Origin of the sequence: Microbacterium sp. ZW T5_56 (genome assembly GCF_044987425.1) — a bacterium.
Taxonomy (GTDB): Bacteria; Actinomycetota; Actinomycetes; order Actinomycetales; family Microbacteriaceae; genus Microbacterium.
This window is the reverse complement of the sequence record NZ_JBJDRI010000053.1, coordinates 1-20251: the sequence shown is the minus strand read 5'-3', so window position 1 is coordinate 20251 and position 20251 is coordinate 1. Positions and strand designations below refer to the sequence as shown.

Here is a 20251-nt window from a genome sequence, read left to right as displayed (position 1 = left end):
GGCGGGGCCCTGCGCAACGCGCAGGGCCCCGCCTCTGTGATCCGATCAGCCGCGCAGGCCGTCGATGATCGCGTTCAGCGTGGCAGACGGACGCATGACGGCCGAGACCTTCGCCTCGTCCGGGTGGTAGTAGCCACCGAGGTCGACCGGCGCTCCCTGCACGCCGTTCAGCTCCGAGAGGATGACGTCTTCGTTCGCCACCAGCGCCGAGGCGACGGGCGCGAAGGCGGCCGCGAGGTCGGCGTCCTCGGACTGGGCTGCGAGAGCCTCGGCCCAGTAGCGCACCAGGTAGTAGTGGCTGCCGCGGTTGTCCAGTTCGCCTGCAGAGCGCGACGGCGACTTGTCCTCGTCCAGGAAACGACCGGTGGCCTCGTCCAGCGTGACGCCGAGGATCTTCGCCTTCGGGTTGTCGTCCTGCTTCGCGTTCTTCTCGAACGAGACCGCGAGCGCAAGGAACTCGCCGAGCGAGTCCCAACGCAGGTGGTTCTCTTCCTGAACCTGCTGCACGTGCTTGGGTGCGGATCCACCGGCACCGGTCTCGAAGAGGCCGCCGCCGGCGAGCAGCGGAACCACCGAGAGCATCTTGGCCGAGGTGCCGAGCTCGAGGATCGGGAACAGATCGGTGTTGTAGTCACGCAGCACGTTTCCGGTGACGGAGATGGTGTTCTCTCCGCGGCGGATGCGCTCGATCGAGTACTTCGTGGCGTCGACCGGCGACATGATCTCGATAGTGAGACCGTCGGTGTCGAGGTCCGCGAGGTAGGTGTTGACCTTGGCGATGAGCTGAGCGTCGTGGGCGCGGTTCTCGTCCAGCCAGAACACCGCCGGCGTCTGCGAGTCGCGGGCGCGCTCGACGGCCAGCTCCACCCAGTTGCGCACCGGGATGTCCTTGGTCTGGCATGCGCGCCAGATATCACCCGCGCCGACAGCGTGCTCGATGAGCACGTCGCCCGCGCTGTTGACGACCTGGACGCGACCGGCGGCGGTCAGCTGGAAGGTCTTGTCGTGCGAGCCGTACTCCTCCGCCTTCTGCGCCATGAGGCCGACGTTGGGGACGTCGCCCATGGTGGCGGGGTCATATGCGCCGTTGGCGCGGCAGTCGTCGATCACGGCCTGGTAGACACCGGCGTAGGAGGCGTCGGGGATCACCGCGAGGGTGTCCTGGCGCTCACCGGCGCGGTTCCACATCTTGCCCGAGTCGCGAATCATCGCCGGCATCGAGGCGTCGACGATCACGTCGCTGGGCACGTGCAGGTTGGTGATGCCCTTAGCCGAGTCGACCATCGCGAGGGCGGGACCCTCCTGGAGGCCCTTCTCGATGAGGGCGCGCACGCCGTCGGCCACGTCGGCCGGCAGAGCGTCGAGGCCACCGATGATCGCGGCGAGGCCGTTGTTCTCCGAGAGGCCGGCGGCGGCGAGCTGGTCGCCGTACGTGTCGAACAGCTCCGAGAAGTAGGCGCGCACGACACGACCGAAGATGATCGGGTCGGAGACCTTCATCATCGTGGCCTTCAGGTGGGCGGAGAAGAGCACGCCCTCCTCCTTGGCGCGCACGATCTGCGCGGCCAGGAAGGCGTCGAGAGCGGACAGGCTCATGACGGTGCCATCGATGACCTCACCCTCGAGTACGGACAGGCCGCTCTTGAGAACAGACGTGGTGCCATCCTCAGCCACGAAGCGGATCTCGAGGGTGTCGGCGGCCGGGAGGGTGACCGACTGCTCGTTGCTGAAGAAGTCGCCCTCCCCCATGGTCGCGACGTTCGTCTTCGAGTCGCTGCTCCATGCGCCCATGCGGTGCGGGTGCTTCTGCGCGTAGCTCTTCACCGACAGCGGTGCGCGGCGGTCCGAGTTGCCCTCGCGGAGCACGGGGTTCACGGCGGAGCCCTTGATGCGGTCGTAGCGCGTCTGGATGTCCTTGTCGGCGTCGCTCTCGGCGGCGTCGGGATAGTCGGGCAGGTTGTAGCCCTGCGCCTGCAGCTCGGCGATCGCGGCCTTCAGCTGCGGCACGGAGGCGGAGATGTTGGGAAGCTTGACGATGTTGGCGTCCGCCGTCTTAGCGAGCTCGCCCAGCTCAGCAAGGGCGTCGCCGATCTGCTGCTGCGGCGTCAGGAACTCCGGGAACGCTGCGATGAGGCGGCCCGACAGCGAGATGTCGCGCGTCTCCACATCGATACCCGCCTGGGAGGCGAAGGCCTCGACCATCGGCAGGAACGAGTGGGTCGCCAGCATCGGCGCCTCATCGGTGTGGGTGTAGATGATTTTTGCCATGAACAGGCGTCTCCCTCAGCGGTACGGCAGCGGTGAGGTGGGCAGAACCCACCGTTTCGATTCTATGCCCGCGCGCCGCTCGCGCCTGCGGCCCGTCCCCTATCGCTCCCACGTCGGCGATCTGCTGCTCCCGTGTCGGCGGTGGCGGGTACTGTCGTCCCGGAGCCCGGCACGGGTCGGTGCTGGGACATCGGGAGAATGTGATGGCGGAAGACGCGGTCGTCTACGTCTCCGTCGCACCCTGTGATCTGGCGGACGCCGAACCACTGGGCCGCGCAGCCCTTCATGTCTGGCCTCTCGACACCCTCCCGGTGCCGGGACTGCGGGTCTTCGTGCAGACGCCGCAGGGGCTGATGCCTGGTGTGGTCGTCGCTCTTCACGAGCATCCCGATGTCCTGTCACCGGACCTGGCTCCGGTCGCGCGCCTCGCGATGCTGTCCGAGATCGACGACGCGATGCACTGGCGGGAGCATTTCGGTCGGGAGGAGGCGATCCGCCGCGCCGCCGCTGAGGCGGATCGACTCGCTCGCGCCGCGGCGTTCGAACGCGAGTCCCGCCGACGTGTCACGTTCGCGGCCGATCCGGACTACGTGTGGCTGTGCACGCTGGCGCGGACCGCGGGAATCAGCCTGCACCCGACGGACCCTCGCAGCGACGAGACGGTGATCGCACCGCCGACGTCGGGAACGGCTGGGTACGTCGTGGCGGGTCGGCACGCGCGCACCTGGTGGCGGGCGATGAAGCTCGCGGAAGCGTATCGGTGGCCGGCGGCGGATGTGATCCGACTGCGCGAGATCGCCGACCGCTGGTTCCTGCTGCGCGACCGGCCGCTCTGACCGACCTCCGACACCGACGGACGGACACGAGAATAGGCTGATGGCGTGAAGGTAGGAGGGTGCAGGCGCTGGCGTCCTACGTCCGCTATCGAGCCCTCCTTTGGGCACGCAACTCCTTGCCCACGAGAGGCCGATCGGCTCCTACTGCGTTCCCGACGACACCGCGATCCACATGTCGATGGCTTCCACGACGTTGTCCGCGCGCCGAGTGACCACCGCCTCCGCCCGACCGTCGCGCCACACATTGCGTTCGGGCACGAGTTCCGGGCCATACAGCGGCGGCGCGGTGACCGACTCCGACGGAATCTCGATGCGCCAGTGGATTCGACCGTCCGCGCTCGGCGGCTCCGACCGCGTCAGCGTCCCGCGGATCGCACCACACCCGATGTGCATCGACGTGCAGAGCAGGAAGATGCTCGTCGGCTCATCCTGATCGTCGAGGACCACCTCGATCCACCAGAGCTCGTCGAAGATGATGTCCCGTGCCCTCGGGCGCCCCGGTTGACCCACGGGATCGAACACAAGATGCGCACCGCCGTCCGCGTCGATCGCCGCCTGGGTCTCCGCCGTTGCGATCTCGGGGCTGCCCGGGTTGTCGACGACATAGGTGCCGAAGATCGGGTTCATGGCACCTCCTCGCTCGGGTATGCCGTGGGATGTTGTCTGAGTCTTGTCCTGCCCCGGTGCCACGACGTGTGCGACCCTCGCTCGTCGACGCCCATCAAGCTCGCGCACCTCGGCCCGAAAGCGGGCGATGTTCTCGAATCGCTGTCCGCTTGAAACAGCGAGTAGGTAGCGAGAAACGCCCCACCACTAGAGACCGGCGGGGTGTTTTTCTGGCCCTGATCAGGGCTTTTCTGAGCCGACTACGGGACTTGAACCCGTAACCGCCCGATTACAAGTCGGGTGCGCTACCAATTGCGCCAAGTCGGCGGATGCGACCAGCCTACTGGCTGATCGCGACCGGTGTCATCCGGCGGGGGTGGTCTCCGTCGCCGGTGTGGGCTCCGTGGCGGGAGTGGCCTCGGGTGCCGGAGCGGGCTCCGGAGTCGGTGTAGACGTCGCAGTGGAGGAAGGCGACGGGCTCGCGGTTTCGAAGTACGCCTTCGACTCCGCAGCCATCACGGCCTGCAGCAGCTCAGCGGGCTGGTCGAGCGAGCCGACATACGGAACGCCGTTGATGAGCACGAGGGGCAGCTCGCCGATCGTGGCCTTCGTGCCGGGCAGCGGGCCCTCGACCGCACGCTCGGTTGCCGCCTTCACCCACGGCTCATACGTGGCATTGGTGATGCACGTGCGCAGGCCGTCCTGGTTCGGGATGCCGAGAGCGATCGCCAGGTCGGCGAGGTCGTCGTCGGTGGGACCGTCGTCATCGAGACCCGGCTGCTTGAGCATGAGCTCGTAGCTGTAGGAGAAGAACAGGTCCGGGGCGTAGCTGGCCACGCAGGCTGCAGCTCCCGCGGCCCGCAGCGAGTACTTGGTGCCGTTCGACTTGTGCGCGAGAGTCGCGAGCGGGTGGTAGCTCAGCGTGATCGCACCGTCGCTGACCAGCTGCGCCAGCTGGCTCGCGTTCCCGGTCTGGAACGTGGCGGCCTTGGCGTCGAGGTAGTCGGAGTAGACCACCACCGAGACGGGAGCGGTGGTGGGAGCTGCGGTGGACGGAGCCGACGTGGGAGTGAGGGTGCCGTTGCCTGCGGAGGTCGGCAGGTTGACCGCAGAGGCGCCGATCTGCACGCCGTCATCGACGACATTGGCGGGAACCGGGGCCGGCTTGGTCGCTGCGCTGCTGACGACGAGAGTGACGGCCACGATGATCGCTGCGACGACGGCGAGAGCGAGAACGGCGAGGATCGACACGCGAACGACGCGCCACCGCTTCTGGGCGGCCTGCACCCGCTGGGCCTTGGCGCGCACGGCCTGCCGCTGCTCAGTGCTCTCCAGCTCGCTGTGATCGTCGTTCGTCATGAAGTCTCCGCCTCCTCGCCCGGCCAGGATCCGGGTCCGTCGCCGTGGCGACAACCAAACGATGGTACCCACCCACACTGAGAAATGCCCAGACGAGGGGCCAGTGCTTCCTCGCAAAAGGACGAGTAAACATACGGTGACCGGGATATGAGCGATCTGTGACATCGGCAGGGTGGATCAGTTCGTGCGATATCACGACGCGCGTGCCATACTGAACGCGACCCGACGACGGGTCACGGCGGCTTACCCCCGTCGCTCATTCACTACGGATCGTCCGGCACGTACCTGCCGGTGAAGGAGAAGAACACAATGGCGTCTGTAACTTTCGACCAGGCCACTCGTCTGTACCCCGGGGGCACGCGTCCCGCTGTCGACAAGCTCAACCTCGAAGTCGGTGACGGTGAGTTCCTCGTCCTCGTCGGCCCGTCGGGTTGTGGAAAGTCCACCTCGCTGCGAATGCTCGCCGGCCTCGAAGAGGTCAACGCTGGCCGCATCCTCATCGGCGACCGCGACGTCACTGACGTCCCGCCGAAGGACCGCGACATCGCGATGGTGTTCCAGAACTACGCTCTGTACCCGCACATGACCGTCGCCGAGAACATGGGCTTCGCCCTGAAGATCGCCGGCGTCAACAAGGACGAGCGCGCCAAGCGCGTCGAGGAGGCTGCCAAGCTCCTCGACCTCACCGACTACCTCAACCGCAAGCCGAAGGCCCTCTCGGGTGGTCAGCGTCAGCGCGTCGCCATGGGTCGCGCTATCGTGCGTCAGCCCCAGGTGTTCCTCATGGACGAGCCGCTGTCGAACCTCGACGCCAAGCTCCGCGTCCAGACCCGTACCCAGATCGCGTCGCTGCAGCGTCGCCTGGGCGTCACCACCGTGTACGTCACGCACGACCAGACCGAGGCTCTGACCATGGGTGACCGCATCGCGGTCCTCAAGGATGGCCTCCTCCAGCAGGTCGGCACGCCGCGTGACCTGTACGAGCGCCCGTCGAACGAGTTCGTCGCCGGCTTCATCGGTTCGCCGGCCATGAACCTGTTCACCAGCGACATCGCCGACGGTGGCATCATCTGGGGCGACGAGATCGTTCCGGTCGAGCGCGAGGTTCTCGCCAAGGCGAACGGCAAGCAGGTCCGCGTGGGCATCCGCCCCGAGGACCTCGTCGTCGGCGCTGCTGGCGAGAAGGGCCTCAAGGTTCAGGTCGACCTCGTCGAGGAGCTCGGTGCTGACGGCTACCTCTACGGTCGCGCCAACGCCAACGGCGGTGCCGAGCACGACATCGTCGCTCGCGTCGACGGTCGCAAGCACCCGTTCGCGGGTGACACCGTCACGCTGGCCGCCGTTCCGGGCCACGTGCACGTGTTCGACGCCGAGACCGGCGAGCGCCTCACCGAGAAGGCCATCGCTTCGGCCTGATAATCGAAGTACCGCACCGATGCGGCGCGGTGGAGAAATCCACCGCGCCGCATCGGCGTTTCACCCCGGCGAAAGGGAGCCCGTGTCCGAAGCCCTCACCATCACGGCCAGCACGGTCGATCCCGGACTGTTGGAACTGCCCTGGTCTACGTCCCTCGCCACCTGGCCGAGCTCGGCGATCGTCTCGCTGCCTAAGGGTCTCTCTCGCCACCTGGTGCGCTTCGCGAACCTTTCGGGCCGCGTCGTCGCCGTCAAGGAGACCACGGAGGCGATGGCGCGGCGCGAGTACGAGATGCTCGGAAACCTGCACCGCCTCGCCGTGCCGTGCGTCGAGCGCGTCGCCGTGATCGCGGGTCGCACGGACGACAACGGCGATCCGCTCCCGGCCGCGCTGGTCACGGCGCACCTGCGCTTCTCCATGCCGTATCGCGCGCTGTTCACGCAGGTGCTCCGGCCCGACACGGCCGGGCGACTTGTCGACGCGCTGGCTGTGCTGCTCGTTCGCCTGCACAACATCGGCTTCTTCTGGGGCGACGTCTCGCTGTCCAATACGCTCTTCCGCCGCGACGCTGGTGCCTTCGCCGCTTACCTCGTCGATGCTGAAACCGGCGAACTCCACGAGGGCGGTCTGACCGAGGGCCAGCGAAATCACGACCTGGACGTCGCGCGCACCAACATCGCGGGTGAGATCATGGACCTCGCCGCCGGCGGCCGCCTCGAACGCGGCGTGGATGCCGTTGACATCGCCGATCGGATCGTGTCGTCGTACCGCTCACTGTGGGATGCCCTCACGGTAGAGGAGTCGTTCGGCTCGAACGAGACCTGGCGACTCACCGAGCGGGTGCAGCGGCTGAACGCGCTCGGATTCGACATCGACGAGATGGCCATCCAGACCGCGGCGAACGGCTCCCGTGTCGTCATCCAGCCGAAGGTCGTGGACGCCGGTCACCACCAGCGCCGCCTCATCCGTCTCACGGGTCTCGATGTCGAGGAGAACCAGGCCCGCCGTCTGCTGAACGATCTAGATGAGTTCCGTGCGCGCGTCAGTCGCGTCGGCTCCGACGAGGAGATGGCGGCTCACGAGTGGCTTACGCGGGTGTTCGAGCCCGTGATCAAGGCCATTCCCTATGACCTCCGTGCGAAGCTCGAGCCCGCCGAGGTGTATCACCAGGTGCTGGAGCACCGGTGGTACATGTCGCAGGCGCGCGGCCAAGCAGTGCCCCTGGCGGAGGTGCTCTCCAGCTACATCAAGGATGTGCTGCGCCACCGCCGCGACGAGGCCACCATCATGGGCCCGCCGACGGAGACGCTCGCGATGCCGGTGATCACGTCCTCCGGTTCCATCATCGAAGACGACGAGGACGAGGGCGTCGACTGGCGCGACCTGGTCTGACGCCGCGGTCTCAGATTCTGCTCTCCGTCGGCGCCGGGTGACCCGAAGTTGAGACCACTGGAGCCGCTGGTCTCACCTTCGGCGCTCGCTCACCGCCTGCACTGCACGAACGCAGACCAGAGCTGGCGCGCTCACGGCCCGGTGTACCGCCCCTGGGGGCGCAGCCGCATCGGCGCCCGCTGATACTCGTCGGCAATGTGGGCGATCCAGCCGACGACGCGTCCGATTCCGAACAGCACCACGCCCGCGTCATCACGCAATCCACCCGCCAACACCAGCGCGGCCAGCGCCAGATCGATGTTCGGGTGCAGCCCGGCGCGATCACGAACGGCGGCGCTCAGCTGCGCTACCGCGCCCCGCACGGAACCGTCGTGATCCAGCGCGGCGATGTCCTCGAGAATCGCCAGCGCGCGGGGATCCGGCCCGCGGTAGATCCGGTGACCGAATCCGGGGATGCCGAACCGTGCGGTGTCCCCCGCCCGCAGCGCACGCGCCGGCGATTGTCCGGCGTGCACCCTCCGCAGCAGGACGACGGCATCGCGGCTCACTGTGCCATGCAACGGCGAATCGAACGCGGCCAAAGCGGCTGACACACTCGCGTACGCCGAGCTCCGAGCACTGGCAGCCACCCGAGCGGCCAAAGTTGACACCGCGAGGTCGTGGTCGATCGCCAGTCCCAGGGCACGATCCATCACCGCCACGAGCTCGGGGGTCGATTCGCGGCCGCTGAGCGCGACAGCGAGGGTCTTCGCGACGGACTCCTCGGCGAACCCCGCCGAGCCGCCCACGACGCGGGGCAGCACAGCCAAGAGCCGCTCCCCGGCCCGGACCGCGGCCTGCGGCGTCGCCGCTGTATCCGCCCCCGCTGCGTGGGCACCTAATCCGAGCACGGCCGCCCGCATCCGGGTGAGGGCTGCATCGCCCGGCACAGCCGCCGCGAGCGACCGAGCCGCATCCCAGGCATCCGAGTCGACGACGAACGGAGCCGCGCTGTCGGGCTGCCCCCAGATCCATCGCGCGAGTCGCTCGAAGGAGCGCTCGCGCGTGAGCTCGAGGGCATCGTGACCGCGGAAGTACAGATTGCCGTCCTCGATCAGGGCGATGTCGGTGTCCAGCACCATCAGGGGCGATCCCGGAACCACGCCGACGGGATCGGCGCGTCGGCGTGAGCGCGCGAACCGCTCCACCTCCAGTGCGTCGAACCGCGACCCGTGTGCCGTCCGCATCCGGGTCAGCAGTCCCCGCGAGACATAGGCGTACAGACTGGCGGGTTTGACCCCGAGGCGTGCGGCGGTCTCCGCCGTAGTGAGAGAGGGAAGGTCATCCATGTTGATCGAATCAATAGTGCCGCTGCCGCGAGTCGGACACAAGCTGGGGCAACACGCCAGTGGAGGAGAGATCATGCAGATCGATCGAATGAACGACACCCTCATCGAGGTGCCTCACGGACTGACCAACGTCGCCGTGACCGACACATCCATCAGTCGGGTGGATGGCAATGCCGGGCGATACCAGTACCGCCAGCACGACGCTACAGTGCTCGCACGGACCGCACCCTTCGAGGATGCCTGGTTCCACCTGGTGCACGGGCATCTTCCGGACGCAGCACACAGCGCCGATTGGAACGCCGCGCTGCTGGCGGCGCAGCAGGACCCTGCCGTCGCCGACATGCTGGCGACGCTGCCACCCGTCGACGCCGCGTCACGATTGACTGCCGCGTGGCCCCTGACGGCCGCCGCGCGCGGATTCGGCGCACTTTACGACCTGCCCGTCGACGAGCGCACACGTCAGACCGTGGCACTGGCCGCGATCACGCCGGTCGTCATCGCCGGGTCCGCGGACGATGACCGCGGCTTCGTGGCGCGCTACCTGCGCGCCGTGAGCGGATCGACACCCTCGGACGCCCAGGTGTCGGCACTCTCCGCGTATCTGGTGGCGGCGATGGACCACGGCTTCAACGCCTCGACGTTCACCGCACGCGTGATCGCCTCGACCGGCGCCAGCGCGGCCGCGTGCTTCGCCGGAGCGATCGGCTCGCTGACGGGTCCACTCCATGGCGGGGCGCCCGCGCGTGCGCTGGAAGCCCTCGACGAGATCGGCAACGGAGACGACGCTCGCACCGAACGTCTCCTGCGCGAGAAGGTTGCGTCCGGCGAACGACTCATGGGCTTCGGGCATCCGGTGTATCGCACCGTCGACCCGCGCTCGGAACTGCTGAAACAGGTCGCTCTCGGTCTCGGCGGCGCCCGGGTGGAGCAGGCGCTGCGGTTCGAGGCCGTCGCCGAGCGGGTGCTCGCCGACCTCAAGCCCGGTCGCGCCCTCCACATCAACCTGGAGTTCTACGCCGCCGTGGTGATGGAGGCCTGCGGAGTGCCGCGGGAGATGTTCACGCCCACGTTCGCCGTGGCACGTGCCGCTGGTTGGAGCGCACACATCCTGGAACAGGCCGCGGACTCGAAGATCATCCGCCCCTCAGCGCGCTACGTCGGGCCGGAACTGGCGTGAGATGGATCGAGGGCCGCCCCCTGGGGAGCGGCCCTCGATCAGTTCGGCTCAGTAGCCGACGGTGAAACGCGCGGCGACGTGCTTGCGGTTCTCGATCTCGTCGACCACGGCGATGGCGAAGTCCTCGCCACCGATGTTCGAGTCACCGTTCTCGTCCACGACGATCACGTCACCTCCGATGCGGTACGAGCCGGTGCGCTCGCCAGGAGCCCACGATCCGTAGCCGCCGGCCGGGTGCACGTAGAACCACTCGTTGGCCTCACCGCGCTCGCGCAGATCGTCCAGCACGCCACCGATCTCGGTGGCCTCGGGGAGAATCTCGGGCGGGAAGCCCTCGTCCATCACGCGCGCACCACCGGGAGCCACCAGCGACGATCCGGCACCGCCGATGACGCCGACGCGCACCGACGCGGGAAGCAGTTCGATCGTCTCGCGGATGGCAGGTCGCGTCTTGCCCTCCATGCCACCGCGCGGCGACACAGCCACCACGACGACGTCGACATCACCGATCGCGTCCACGAGCGCCTGCGGCTGCTCGATGCTTCCCGTCTCGTACGTGACGCCGTCGCGCGGCTCGGTGGGAGCCGAACGTGAGAACGAGGTGACCTGGTGACCGCGTGCTGCGGCCTCTGCGGCGATGTGGCTGCCGGAGTAACCGGTGCCACCGATGACGGCGATGCGTGCCATGGGGAATCCTTTCGTCGATCCGAGGACTGCAACACGGCACCGACGCCGATTCATTCCTCGTTCGGCATATCCTCAGAATTCGCACGTGCGGGCGGGCGCAGCTGTCGCAGCCAGTGCTCCGTCTGAGCCGCATGCGCCACCGCGGCCGCCGCCGCTGACGGAGCATCACGACGGGCGATCGCATCGAGGATCGCGCGATGCCCCTCGTTCGATAGTCGCTTGATCTCTGACGCCGAGGCGCTCTCGAAGATCCGGTAGGAGCGCGACCGCGAGCGCAGCACGCCCAGCATCGCCTCCACCGCCGGGGCGCCCGCGATCTCGGCGATGCGCATGTGGAAACTGTGATCCAGCACCGAGTGCACGTTGTCGTCGTCGCTGCCTTCCATCTGGTCCAGATAGCCGCTGAGCTCTTCGATGTCGGTGGGGGCATGTCGGGCAGCCGCGAGAGATGCGGCATGAGCGTCGAGCACTTTGCGCAGTTCGTAGAGCTCGATCACGGATTCCAACGGGAGAAGGCCCACGGTCAGGGTCATGCTGCTGATGACATCAGCGGCCGACAGCGACCCCACGTAGGTGCCGGAACCGTGCCGAGTCTCGACCACACCGAAGGCCGCCAGCATGCGTGTCGCTTCGCGGATCGATCCGCGCGCGACGCCGAGGCGCTCGCTCAGCTCACCCTCGGACGGCAGCCGATCGCCCGGTCGCAATGTGCCATCGGCGATCATGACGCGCAAGCCGCGCAGCGCGGTGTCGACGGCACCCATCCGCCACCTCCATCTCCTCTGTGACCCTATCGTCACACGGAATTTACAAAAGTCATCGGACAAATCTGAGAGTTTGGGCTATGTTTTCACGCATAGCCCCCGCTCAACGCCGATGTTGTCCGATGTCAGAAAGGCCGGCATGCCCCCTCTCCCCGACCGTCCCGCCCCGGTCACGCTCCGTTCCGGTATCGCCGCCCGCGACGCCTGGCCGCTGGATCCCGACGTCATCCACCTCAATCACGGCTCGTTCGGCGCCGTGATGAACGAGGTCGTCGCCATCCAGGACGCGCTGCGCCTGCGCGGAGACCGCAACCCTGTGGACTGGTTCCCGCGAGTGCCCGAGATGGTCGGACGCTCGCGTGAGCGGATTGCGGGCTTCGTCGGTGCCGACCCGGCCGACACGGCGTTCGTGACTAACGCCTCCGCCGCAGCCACCGTGGTCTTCAACAGCCTGCGCCTCGAGGCAGGCGACGAGATCCTGGTCACCGACCACGGCTACGGCGCCATCACCATGGGGGCACGCCGTCTGGCACTGCGCTGGGGTGCACGCATCGTGACCGTGGCGCTGCCGCTGGACGCGAGCGAGGAGGAGGTCGTCGGACGCTTCGACGAGGCGATCACCGCGCGTACCCGACTCATCGTGGTGGATCAGATCACGTCCCCCACCGCCCGCTACTTCCCTACCCGAGCCATCACGGAACTCGCCCACCGGCGCGGTGTGCGGGTTCTCGTGGACGGCGCTCACGCACCCGGCCTCGTGCCCGACGCGGCAACAGCGGGTGGCGGTGACTGGTGGTTCGGCAATCTGCACAAGTGGCCCTGCGCTCCCCGAGGATCGGCGCTGCTCGTCACGCAGGCGCCGGACCGCGAGGACCTGTGGCCGCTCATCGACTCGTGGGGCGGTGATGACCCGTGGCCCCTGCGCTTCGACTCGCAGGGCACCGCAGACGCCACCGCCTGGATCGCTGCCCCCGACGCCATTGACGTCCTCGAGCGCGAGTACGGCTGGGAACGCACGCGCGAGACCATGTCCGAGCTCGCCGACTACGGTGCCGCCGTGATCGGCGAGGCGATGAGCGAGCACCTCTCAGCCCCGGCCGCCCCGGACGTCGGCATGCCCGTCGCGTCCATGCGCCTCGTGCGTCTTCCTGACGGCCTCGGTCGGCGCCGCGAGGATGCTGACGAGCTGCGCATGCAGATGATCGACCGCGTCGGAGTGGAGACCGCGTTCACGAGTTTCGAGGGCATCGGATACCTGCGACTCTCCGCGCACCTGTACACGCTGCCCGAGGATTTCCACGGATTCGTCGATCGCTGCATCCCGGTGATCCTCGAACTGGCCGCCGAACGGCGTGCCGGGGTGCTCGCCTGAGCGCTCACCAACCTCTCCCCCTCATCACCACAGCACCAACGAAAGGAAGCACCATGAAGCGCACACGCATGGCCGCCGTCGTCTCGGGAGGCATCGTCGCCGCCCTTGCTCTGACGTCCTGCTCCGGCGGCTCCGGCGACGCGTCGGGTTCCGGCGACTCCGGAGGCGATGTCACCCTCCAGATGGTCGAGAGCCTGACCAACCCCGCCCGCAGCGAGCTGATCCGCGGGCTCCTGGACGAGTTCGAAGCCGCCAACCCCGGCGTCAAGGTCGACCTCGTCTCGCCGCCCACCGAGCAGGCCGATCAGAAGATCCAACAGATGCTGCAGACGGGCAATGGCATCGATGTGCTTGAGGTTCGTGACATCACGGTCGGTCCGTTCACGAACAACAAGTGGATCTACGACATGACGAGCGACCTGAAGGGCTGGGACGGCTGGGACGCCCTCACTGACAACGCGAAGAGCGCCGCGGTGACCGACGGCAAGACGTGGTTCCTGCCCTACGGGTTCTATGGGCTCTCGCTGTTCTACCGCACCGACCTGGTGAAGGACGCCGGTTTCGACGCCGCCCCGCACAGCTGGGAGGACCTGCTGGCTCAGGCCGAGAAGATCCAGGACCCCACCAAGAACCAGTACGGCTACGCGTTCCGCGGTGGCACGAACGCCAACAGCAACGCGGTCGCGATCATCGAGGCCTACACGGCTGACCAGCTCGACGACAAGAACGCGTTCCTGTTGAAGAGCGGCAAGACCATCTTCTCCGCGCCCGAAGCGCAGGATGCGATGGATCTGTACCTGGACCTGTTCAAGAAGGGGTCGCCGCCGTCGGCCGTGTCCTGGGGTTACCCGGAGATGGTCGAGGGCTTCACCAACGCTTCCACGGCATTCCTGCTGCAGGATCCGGAAGTGATCGCCACCGTGCAGGCGTCCACCACGCTGAAGGCGGACCAGTGGTCCACCGCTCCACTGCTCGTCGGCCCGACCGGCAAGGCCGCCCAACCGCTGGCCACCGCCGGCTGGGGCGTCTCGGAGTCGAGCAAGCACAAGACCGAGGCCGTCAAGCTCGTCGAGTTCCTCGCTTCCGGCGACGCAGCCGTCACCTTCGCTCAGAAGAACAGCCTGGTGCCGATCATCGCCGCTGCCTCCGATGATCCCTTCTACAAGGAGGGCCCGTGGGCGAGCTACGTGACGATGACCCAGAACCCGGACACGTACGTCAACGTGATCCAGCCGCGTGGCGTCTCGTGGTGGACCGACTGGATCCAGCGCGCCGACAAGGACATCCAGAATGTGCTGCTGGGTTCGATGACCACCTCCGACATGCTGGCGGGCTGGGACACCTACTGGACCGAGAAGCTCGCATCGGAGAAGGGCTGATCCGTGACCTCGGACTCGCTCACCCGTGAGGGCCGCACCGCATCCCGCGGTGCGGCCCCCCGCGGCGGCACACGTCGCCGCACCTTCGGCGCGAAGACCGCGCTGTCGCTGTTCCTGTTCATGGTTCCGGCCATCGTGTTCGTCGTCTGGTTCACGTACCTGCCCATGCTGCAGGGCGCGCAGATGGCGTTTCGCGACTGGAACACGTGGGATCTGACGTCGACCCCGTGGGTGGGTCTGCAGAACTTCCTCACGGTCTTCCAGGACCCCGCGTTCCCGATCGTGGCCGGCAACACCGTGATGTGGGTGGTCGGATCGATCATCCCGCAGCTGGTGATCGGGTTCATCCTCGCGCTGTGGCTGCGCAAGAAGTTCCGCTTCCGCGGTGTCTACCAGGCGCTCGTGTTCTATCCGTGGGCGGTGTCGGGCTTCCTCATCGGCCTGCTGTTTCGCTGGATGTTCAACGCAGAGTTCGGTGTCTTCAACGACCTGCTGATGAAGGCGGGGATCATCTCCCAGCCCGTCCCGTGGTTGGCGGATCCGAGCCTCGCGATGACATCGGTGATCGTGGCCAACATCTGGTACGGCGTCACCTTCTTCGCCATCATGATCCTCGCCGCGCTGCAGTCGGTGCCGGACGAACTCCTTGAGGCCGCGAGCCTCGATGGTGCCGGCAAGGCGCGTCAGTTGTTCTCCGTGATCATTCCGTACATCTCCACCACGCTGCTGTTGACGGTGCTGCTGCGCATCATCTGGATCTTCAACTTCCCCGACATCATCTACGCGATGACCGGCGGCGGCCCGGCCAACCGAACCGACATCATCACCACGTGGATGATCAAGTACACGCAGCTGGGCAACTACGGCCTCTCCAGCGCGATCGGCCTGCTGGTGATGGCGTTCCTGCTGGTGTTCTGCGCCTTCTATCTGATGGCGATGGGAAGGGTGAACAAGCGATGACAGACACCACGCGCACCATCGTCACCGGCACCAGGTCGGTGCCCGTGACCCGCCCGAGCAGAGGACCGAAGGTCACCGTGGGCGGCGTCATCAAGGTAATCGGTCTGGCCGCCTGGCTGATCATCACCCTGTTCCCGCTGTACTGGATCCTGGTGACGTCCTTCAAGTCGCCGGGCTCCATCAGTCGGTTCCCGCTGGAGTACTGGCCCACCGAACCCACGACCGAGAACTACATCGGCCTGTTCGAGAAGTCGAACTTCGGCGGCTTCCTCGCCAACTCGGCCCTGGTGGCCGTGGTGGCCGGACTCGGCGCCACGCTGATCGCCCTGCTCAGCGCATACGTGTTGGCCCGCTTCCAGTTCCGCGGTCGTGGTGCCGTGATGCTGGCGTTCCTCGTCACGCAGATGATTCCGGCGTTCATCGCGCTCGGGCCGCTGTACTCGATGATGTCCAGCCTCGGCCTCGTGGACAACAAGTTCGGACTGCTGCTGGTGTACGTCGCCATGTGCATTCCGTTCTCCACGATCATGCTCCGCGGCTTCTTCGAGAACGTCCCGGATGCGCTGGAGGAGGCGGCGATGGTGGACGGCTGCTCCCGCCTCGGCGCCCTGTTCCGGGTGCTGGTCCCGGTCATGATGCCCGGCATCATCGCGGCGTTCATCTTCAACTTCGTCAACTGCTGGAACGAGCTGTTCCTGTCGGTGATCCTGATCAACTCCGACGCGAACAAGACGATCCCCTCAGCCCTCAACGGCTTCATCTCCACGTTCAACATCGACTGGGGCCCCATGGCCGCGGCCGCTGTGTTGACGGTGCTGCCCACGATGGTGCTGTTCGCCCTCGCGAGCCGGTGGATCGTCGCCGGCCTCACCTCGGGTGCGGTCAAGGAGTAAGCCCTCCGCAGACGAGTGATGCCCGGTCCGTCAGGACCGGGCATCACTCGTTGTCAGCGACGGACGATCACTCGGCCGCCTGGCGCATCGTGGCCACCTGGTAGAGCGCGACGGAGGTGGCGATACCCGCGTTGAGCGACTCGGTGGCAGCGGAGATCGGGATCGAGACGATCTGGTCGCAGTTCTCGGTGACCAGACGAGACAGGCCCTTGCCCTCCGAACCCACCACGATCACCACGGGACGATCCGCCAGCTCCAGCTGCGGGAGCTGCACGTCGCCGCCGCCGTCGAGGCCCAGAACGAACACGCCCTGCTTCTTGAACTCCTTGAGCGTGTTCGTCAGGTTCGGGGCGATCGCGACCGGGATGCGAGCGGCGGCGCCAGCGGAGGTCTTCCATGCGGCGGAGTTCACGCTCGCCGAGCGACGCTGCGGCAGGATGACGGCGTGGCCGCCGAATGCCGCGGTCGAGCGGATGATCGCGCCCAGGTTGCGCGGGTCGGTGATGCCGTCGAGCGCCACGAACAGCGGCGTCTCGTTGCGGTTCAGAACGGCCTCCAGGACGTCCTGCGGGTGCTCATACTCGTACGGGGGCACCTTCAGGGCGACACCCTGGTGCACGCCGTCGAAACCGGCCATGCGGTCCAGTTCCTGACGAGTGACCTCCATCACCGGGATGTCACGGTGCCGGGCGATGGCCAGCATCTCCTTGACGCGGTCGTCCATCTCCACGCGCTGGGCGATGTAGAACGCCGTCGCGGGGATCTTGGTGCGCATCGCCTCGAGCACCGAGTTACGACCGGTGACGGTCTCGGTGTCGTCGGCCGCCTTCGCGCGCGGCGCGCGATTGCCCGAGGGCTTCTGACCGGGCTTGCCCTTGCCGCCCGCGGCGGCGTAGCGCTCGGCCGCGGCCTTACGCTTGCCGGCGGGGTGCCAGGCCCGATCCTCCGCCTTCGGGGTGGGTCCGCGTCCTTCGAGGGCCTTGCGGCCGAGACCGCCGGTGCCCTTGGTGGCACCCTTCTTGCTCGCGGCGCGACGTGCGCCGGGGCGTCCTGGCTTAGCCATTGATACTCCAGTGTGTTCCGTCCGCCGCATCTTCCAGCGCAATGCCGGCTGCAGCGAGTGCGTCTCGGATGCGGTCTGCCGCACCCCAGTCCTTGTCAGCGCGCGCCTGCGCACGCTGCGAGATCAGTGATTCCATGAGAGAGCCGAGCGCGATCTGCTCCGCGCCCCCGGCCGTGGGCAGATCGATGTCGAGTCCCAGGATCTGCATCATCAGCCGCACGCTCTCGGCGGCGAATGCCGCTGCGGTGCCATCCCCGGCGTCGATCGCGGAGTTGCCGGTTCGCACCGTCTCATGGATGACGGCGAGCGCCTGCGGCACGTTGAGGTCGTCGTCCATCGCGGCGGTGAAATCGGCGGGCAGCTCGTCGATGGTGGCCGCAGCCACCGTCTCGGGGAACGTCCGCTGCGCGCGGCGGAAGAAACCGGTGATGCGCCCGAGTGCAGACTCCGCCTCGTCATAGGAGGATGCGGTGAGATCGAGCGTCGAGCGGTAGTGCGCTGCGGCCAGCGCATAGCGTACGACCTGCGGGTCCCGCTCGGCCAGCACGTCCTCGGCGAGGGTGAAGTTGCCGAGCGACTTGGACATCTTCTGTCCGCCGACCGTCACCAGGCCGTTGTGCACCCAGTACGTCGCGAAGGGATCGCCCGCCGCGGTCGACTGCGCCAGTTCGTTCTCGTGGTGTGGGAAACGCAGATCCAGGCCGCCGCCGTGGATGTCGAACTGCGGACCGAGATAGCGACGCGACATGGCGGAGCACTCGATGTGCCAGCCCGGACGCCCTGCTCCCCAGGGCGAATCCCAGATCGCCGAGGCCGGCTCGCCCTCCTTCGCTCCCTTCCAGAGCGCGAAGTCGTGCGGGTCGCGCTTGCCGCGCGGATCCGCGTCGGCGGCGTCTTCCATCGCGTCGACGGACTGGTGCGTCAGCTCTCCGTAGCTCGGCCACGAGCGCACGTCGAAATAGACGTCGCCGGCGGCGGCGTACGCGTGCCCGGCGTCGATGAGGCGCCGGATGAACTCCTGCATCTGCGGGATCGATGCCGTGGCTCGCGGCTCGTACGTGGGCGTGAGGATCCCGACAGCTTCGTACGCCGCGGTGAACTCGCGCTCCATGCGGTACGCCAGCGCCCACCACTCCTCGGTGTCGGTGGCGTTCGTCAGGACCTTGTCATCGATGTCGGTGACATTGCGGACGAACGTGACGCGACCGTAGCTGTACTCCAGCCAACGGCGCAGCAGATCGAAACCCAGCGCCGCACGAACATGCCCGATGTGCGGGCCCGACTGCACCGTGGGACCACAGACGTACATCGTCACGTTCGTGGGATCGAGCGGGACGAATTCGCGCAGCGTCTGGGTGCGCGTGTCGTGGAGGTGCAGAGTCACCGCTCCAGCCTACCGGCGCGGCCCGGGAACCCGCTGGGCTGTGACGTCGGGGGGTGACGTCGGGGCGGTGTCGGGCGTGCGGTGTCAGGGGTGCGGTGTCAGGGGTGCGGTGTCAGGCGTGCGGTGTCAGGCGTGCGGTGTCAGGCGTGCGGTGTCAGGCTCCGACGTGAGGGATGACGTTAGCGGTGTGGGGTCCAGGCCCGACGTCAGGCCCGTCCTCAGGCCCGTCCGACGAGCATCGCGACGGCGAAGGCCTGGACACCCTCCGCTGCTCCAACGAATCCCAGCCCGTCCGTCGTGGTGGCAGACACCGAGACCGGGGCGCCGAGAACCGCCGACAGCACCTGCTCGGCCTCGGCGCGACGCGGGGCGAACTTCGGCCGCGCCGCCTGCACCTGAACCGCGACGTTGCCGATGCAGAACCCGGCACGCTCGACGATCAGACGCGTCTCAGTGAGGAACGCAGCGCCGTGGGCACCCGCGAACTCAGGGCGCGCGGTGCCGAAGTGCGCTCCGATGTCTCCCAGACCCGCTGCCGACAGCAGCGCGTCGACGATGGCGTGCGCAACGGCGTCGCCATCCGAGTGGCCTTCCAGCGCCGGCCCACCCGGCCATTCCAGCCCGGCCAGCCAGAGCGTGCCGCGATCCGTGAAAGCGTGCACATCGGTCCCGATCCCTACGCGCGGGATGATCGCGCGCCCGTGCTGTGCTGTTCCATGCGCCGGCCCACGGACGGTTGTCGTCGGAGCGACCAGGTGTCGCGCGCGTTCGAGATCCGAGGGAGTCGTGATTTTGAAAGAGCGCTCGTCACCCGCAACAGTCCCGACCGTGTGCCCCTGGCTCTGCAGCAGCGCGGCGTCGTCGGTGAATTCTTCGCCCGCTGCGGCGTAGGACGTGACGAGCACGTCCCGCCGGAACCCCTGCGGAGTCTGGGCGGCGGCCAGTTCGGCGCGATCGATCGCCGCGGTGATGCGCGCACCGTTCACCCGCTTCAGGGTGTCAACGACGGGGATAACGGGAATGATCCCCCATCCGGTCTCATCGACGGCGGAGATCACGCGTTCGAACACCTCGGGCGGAGTGAGGGCTCGGGCGGCATCGTGCACGAGAACAACCTCGATGTCGCCCCACAACGCGGCAAGCCCAGCGGCAACCGATGCCTGCCGCGTGTCACCGCCGACGACGACGGAAGCCAGGTGTCGGCGATCCCCGGCACGAACGTCCAGTTCGGCGGCGGCCTCCCCCCGTCTGTCCGCGGGTGCCACCACCACCATCTGCATTGGCGTCGGGACCGCAAGGACGCCGTCGAGGGCGTGCGCCAGAATCGTGCGATCGTCCAACCCCACGAACGCCTTCGGCTCCCCCA

General features: G+C 67.5%; 17 protein-coding genes and 1 tRNA gene. 8 read left to right on the top strand and 10 right to left on the bottom strand.

What is annotated here, in order from left to right; all coding sequences use genetic code 11:
• Nucleotides 1–45: 45 nt before the first annotated feature.
• On the bottom strand, nt 46–2268 hold the full coding sequence (locus ACI3KU_RS18165; RefSeq protein ID WP_404923742.1) for an NADP-dependent isocitrate dehydrogenase: 2223 nt from the start codon (nt 2266–2268) through the stop codon (nt 46–48).
• Between the two features lie 203 nt (nt 2269–2471).
• Here ACI3KU_RS18165 and ACI3KU_RS18160 point away from each other — a divergent pair, with 203 nt between their 5' ends.
• The gene (locus tag ACI3KU_RS18160; RefSeq protein WP_404923741.1) at nt 2472–3104 is read left to right on the top strand and encodes a hypothetical protein; all 633 of its coding nucleotides are present in this window, start codon (nt 2472–2474) and stop codon (nt 3102–3104) included.
• 141 nt (nt 3105–3245) lie between these two features.
• Here the strand turns inward: ACI3KU_RS18160 and ACI3KU_RS18155 are convergent, their stop codons facing one another.
• The 3 genes from ACI3KU_RS18155 to ACI3KU_RS18145 form a co-directional block, all read right to left on the bottom strand.
• Nucleotides 3246–3731 (bottom strand): hypothetical protein, encoded by a 486-nt coding sequence (locus tag ACI3KU_RS18155; RefSeq protein ID WP_404923740.1) that lies wholly within the window; start codon nt 3729–3731, stop codon nt 3246–3248.
• 233 nt (nt 3732–3964) lie between these two features.
• Nucleotides 3965–4037, bottom strand: a tRNA-Thr gene (locus ACI3KU_RS18150).
• A gap of 36 nt (nt 4038–4073) precedes the next feature.
• Nucleotides 4074–5069 (bottom strand): DsbA family protein, encoded by a 996-nt coding sequence (locus ACI3KU_RS18145; RefSeq protein WP_404923739.1) that lies wholly within the window; start codon nt 5067–5069, stop codon nt 4074–4076.
• 309 nt (nt 5070–5378) lie between these two features.
• Here ACI3KU_RS18145 and ACI3KU_RS18140 point away from each other — a divergent pair, with 309 nt between their 5' ends.
• Nucleotides 5379–6485 (top strand): ABC transporter ATP-binding protein, encoded by a 1107-nt coding sequence (locus ACI3KU_RS18140; protein ID WP_404923738.1) that lies wholly within the window; start codon nt 5379–5381, stop codon nt 6483–6485.
• An 82-nt stretch (nt 6486–6567) separates the two neighbouring features.
• The gene (locus ACI3KU_RS18135; protein WP_404923737.1) at nt 6568–7878 is read left to right on the top strand and encodes a DUF4032 domain-containing protein; all 1311 of its coding nucleotides are present in this window, start codon (nt 6568–6570) and stop codon (nt 7876–7878) included.
• A 131-nt stretch (nt 7879–8009) separates the two neighbouring features.
• Here the strand turns inward: ACI3KU_RS18135 and ACI3KU_RS18130 are convergent, their stop codons facing one another.
• Nucleotides 8010–9206, bottom strand: coding sequence for a citrate synthase (locus tag ACI3KU_RS18130; protein ID WP_404923736.1), 1197 nt, complete (start codon nt 9204–9206; stop codon nt 8010–8012).
• Nucleotides 9207–9279: 73 nt separating this feature from the next.
• Between ACI3KU_RS18130 and ACI3KU_RS18125 the strand changes: the two genes are divergently transcribed.
• Nucleotides 9280–10383, top strand: a complete 1104-nt coding sequence (locus ACI3KU_RS18125; protein ID WP_404923735.1) for a citrate/2-methylcitrate synthase — start codon at nt 9280–9282, stop codon at nt 10381–10383.
• Between the two features lie 48 nt (nt 10384–10431).
• Here the strand turns inward: ACI3KU_RS18125 and ACI3KU_RS18120 are convergent, their stop codons facing one another.
• Both ACI3KU_RS18120 and ACI3KU_RS18115 read right to left on the bottom strand, forming a co-directional pair.
• Nucleotides 10432–11070 (bottom strand): NAD(P)-dependent oxidoreductase, encoded by a 639-nt coding sequence (locus tag ACI3KU_RS18120; RefSeq protein ID WP_404923734.1) that lies wholly within the window; start codon nt 11068–11070, stop codon nt 10432–10434.
• A gap of 50 nt (nt 11071–11120) precedes the next feature.
• Nucleotides 11121–11834, bottom strand: coding sequence for a FadR/GntR family transcriptional regulator (locus ACI3KU_RS18115; protein WP_404923733.1), 714 nt, complete (start codon nt 11832–11834; stop codon nt 11121–11123).
• A gap of 139 nt (nt 11835–11973) precedes the next feature.
• On the opposite strand from ACI3KU_RS18115, the gene ACI3KU_RS18110 reads away from it, so the two are divergent.
• The 4 genes from ACI3KU_RS18110 to ACI3KU_RS18095 are packed head-to-tail and all read left to right on the top strand — an operon-like array spanning nt 11974 to nt 16438.
• Nucleotides 11974–13206: an aminotransferase class V-fold PLP-dependent enzyme gene (locus tag ACI3KU_RS18110; RefSeq protein WP_404923732.1), complete on the top strand. Its 1233-nt coding sequence runs from the start codon at nt 11974–11976 to the stop codon at nt 13204–13206.
• A gap of 53 nt (nt 13207–13259) precedes the next feature.
• Entirely contained in the window at nt 13260–14585 is a 1326-nt protein-coding gene (locus ACI3KU_RS18105) for an ABC transporter substrate-binding protein (protein ID WP_404923731.1), read from the top strand.
• A gap of 3 nt (nt 14586–14588) precedes the next feature.
• On the top strand, nt 14589–15545 hold the full coding sequence (locus tag ACI3KU_RS18100) for a carbohydrate ABC transporter permease (RefSeq protein WP_404923730.1): 957 nt from the start codon (nt 14589–14591) through the stop codon (nt 15543–15545).
• The gene (locus ACI3KU_RS18095; protein WP_404923729.1) at nt 15542–16438 is read left to right on the top strand and encodes a carbohydrate ABC transporter permease; all 897 of its coding nucleotides are present in this window, start codon (nt 15542–15544) and stop codon (nt 16436–16438) included. The genes ACI3KU_RS18100 and ACI3KU_RS18095 overlap by 4 nt, the downstream gene beginning before the upstream one ends.
• Before the next feature lie 67 nt (nt 16439–16505).
• Here the strand turns inward: ACI3KU_RS18095 and rlmB are convergent, their stop codons facing one another.
• The 3 genes from rlmB to ispF all read right to left on the bottom strand — a co-directional run.
• Nucleotides 16506–17501 (bottom strand): 23S rRNA (guanosine(2251)-2'-O)-methyltransferase RlmB, encoded by a 996-nt coding sequence (rlmB, locus tag ACI3KU_RS18090; protein ID WP_404923728.1) that lies wholly within the window; start codon nt 17499–17501, stop codon nt 16506–16508.
• Nucleotides 17494–18885, bottom strand: coding sequence for a cysteine--tRNA ligase (gene cysS, locus ACI3KU_RS18085; protein ID WP_404923727.1), 1392 nt, complete (start codon nt 18883–18885; stop codon nt 17494–17496). Before cysS ends, rlmB begins: the two co-directional genes overlap by 8 nt.
• Nucleotides 18886–19103: 218 nt before the next feature.
• On the bottom strand, nt 19104–20251 hold a 1148-nt coding region (ispF, locus tag ACI3KU_RS18080; protein WP_404923726.1), incomplete at its 5' end, for a 2-C-methyl-D-erythritol 2,4-cyclodiphosphate synthase.

What these genes read in the sequence shown, in the direction of transcription:
- ACI3KU_RS18115 (WP_404923733.1), bottom strand. Translation starts at nt 11,834, where the DNA reads ATGGGTGCCGTCGACACCGCGCTGCGCGGCTTGCGCGTCATGATCGCC.
- ACI3KU_RS18125 (WP_404923735.1), top strand. Translation starts at nt 9,280, where the DNA reads ATGCAGATCGATCGAATGAACGACACCCTCATCGAGGTGCCTCACGGA.
- ACI3KU_RS18110 (WP_404923732.1), top strand. Translation starts at nt 11,974, where the DNA reads ATGCCCCCTCTCCCCGACCGTCCCGCCCCGGTCACGCTCCGTTCCGGT.
- ACI3KU_RS18105 (WP_404923731.1), top strand. Translation starts at nt 13,260, where the DNA reads ATGAAGCGCACACGCATGGCCGCCGTCGTCTCGGGAGGCATCGTCGCC.
- ACI3KU_RS18140 (WP_404923738.1), top strand. Translation starts at nt 5,379, where the DNA reads ATGGCGTCTGTAACTTTCGACCAGGCCACTCGTCTGTACCCCGGGGGC.
- ACI3KU_RS18155 (WP_404923740.1), bottom strand. Translation starts at nt 3,731, where the DNA reads ATGAACCCGATCTTCGGCACCTATGTCGTCGACAACCCGGGCAGCCCC.
- ACI3KU_RS18160 (WP_404923741.1), top strand. Translation starts at nt 2,472, where the DNA reads ATGGCGGAAGACGCGGTCGTCTACGTCTCCGTCGCACCCTGTGATCTG.
- ACI3KU_RS18120 (WP_404923734.1), bottom strand. Translation starts at nt 11,070, where the DNA reads ATGGCACGCATCGCCGTCATCGGTGGCACCGGTTACTCCGGCAGCCAC.
- ACI3KU_RS18130 (WP_404923736.1), bottom strand. Translation starts at nt 9,206, where the DNA reads ATGGATGACCTTCCCTCTCTCACTACGGCGGAGACCGCCGCACGCCTC.
- ACI3KU_RS18165 (WP_404923742.1), bottom strand. Translation starts at nt 2,268, where the DNA reads ATGGCAAAAATCATCTACACCCACACCGATGAGGCGCCGATGCTGGCG.
- ACI3KU_RS18145 (WP_404923739.1), bottom strand. Translation starts at nt 5,069, where the DNA reads ATGACGAACGACGATCACAGCGAGCTGGAGAGCACTGAGCAGCGGCAG.
- rlmB (WP_404923728.1), bottom strand. Translation starts at nt 17,501, where the DNA reads ATGGCTAAGCCAGGACGCCCCGGCGCACGTCGCGCCGCGAGCAAGAAG.
- ACI3KU_RS18095 (WP_404923729.1), top strand. Translation starts at nt 15,542, where the DNA reads ATGACAGACACCACGCGCACCATCGTCACCGGCACCAGGTCGGTGCCC.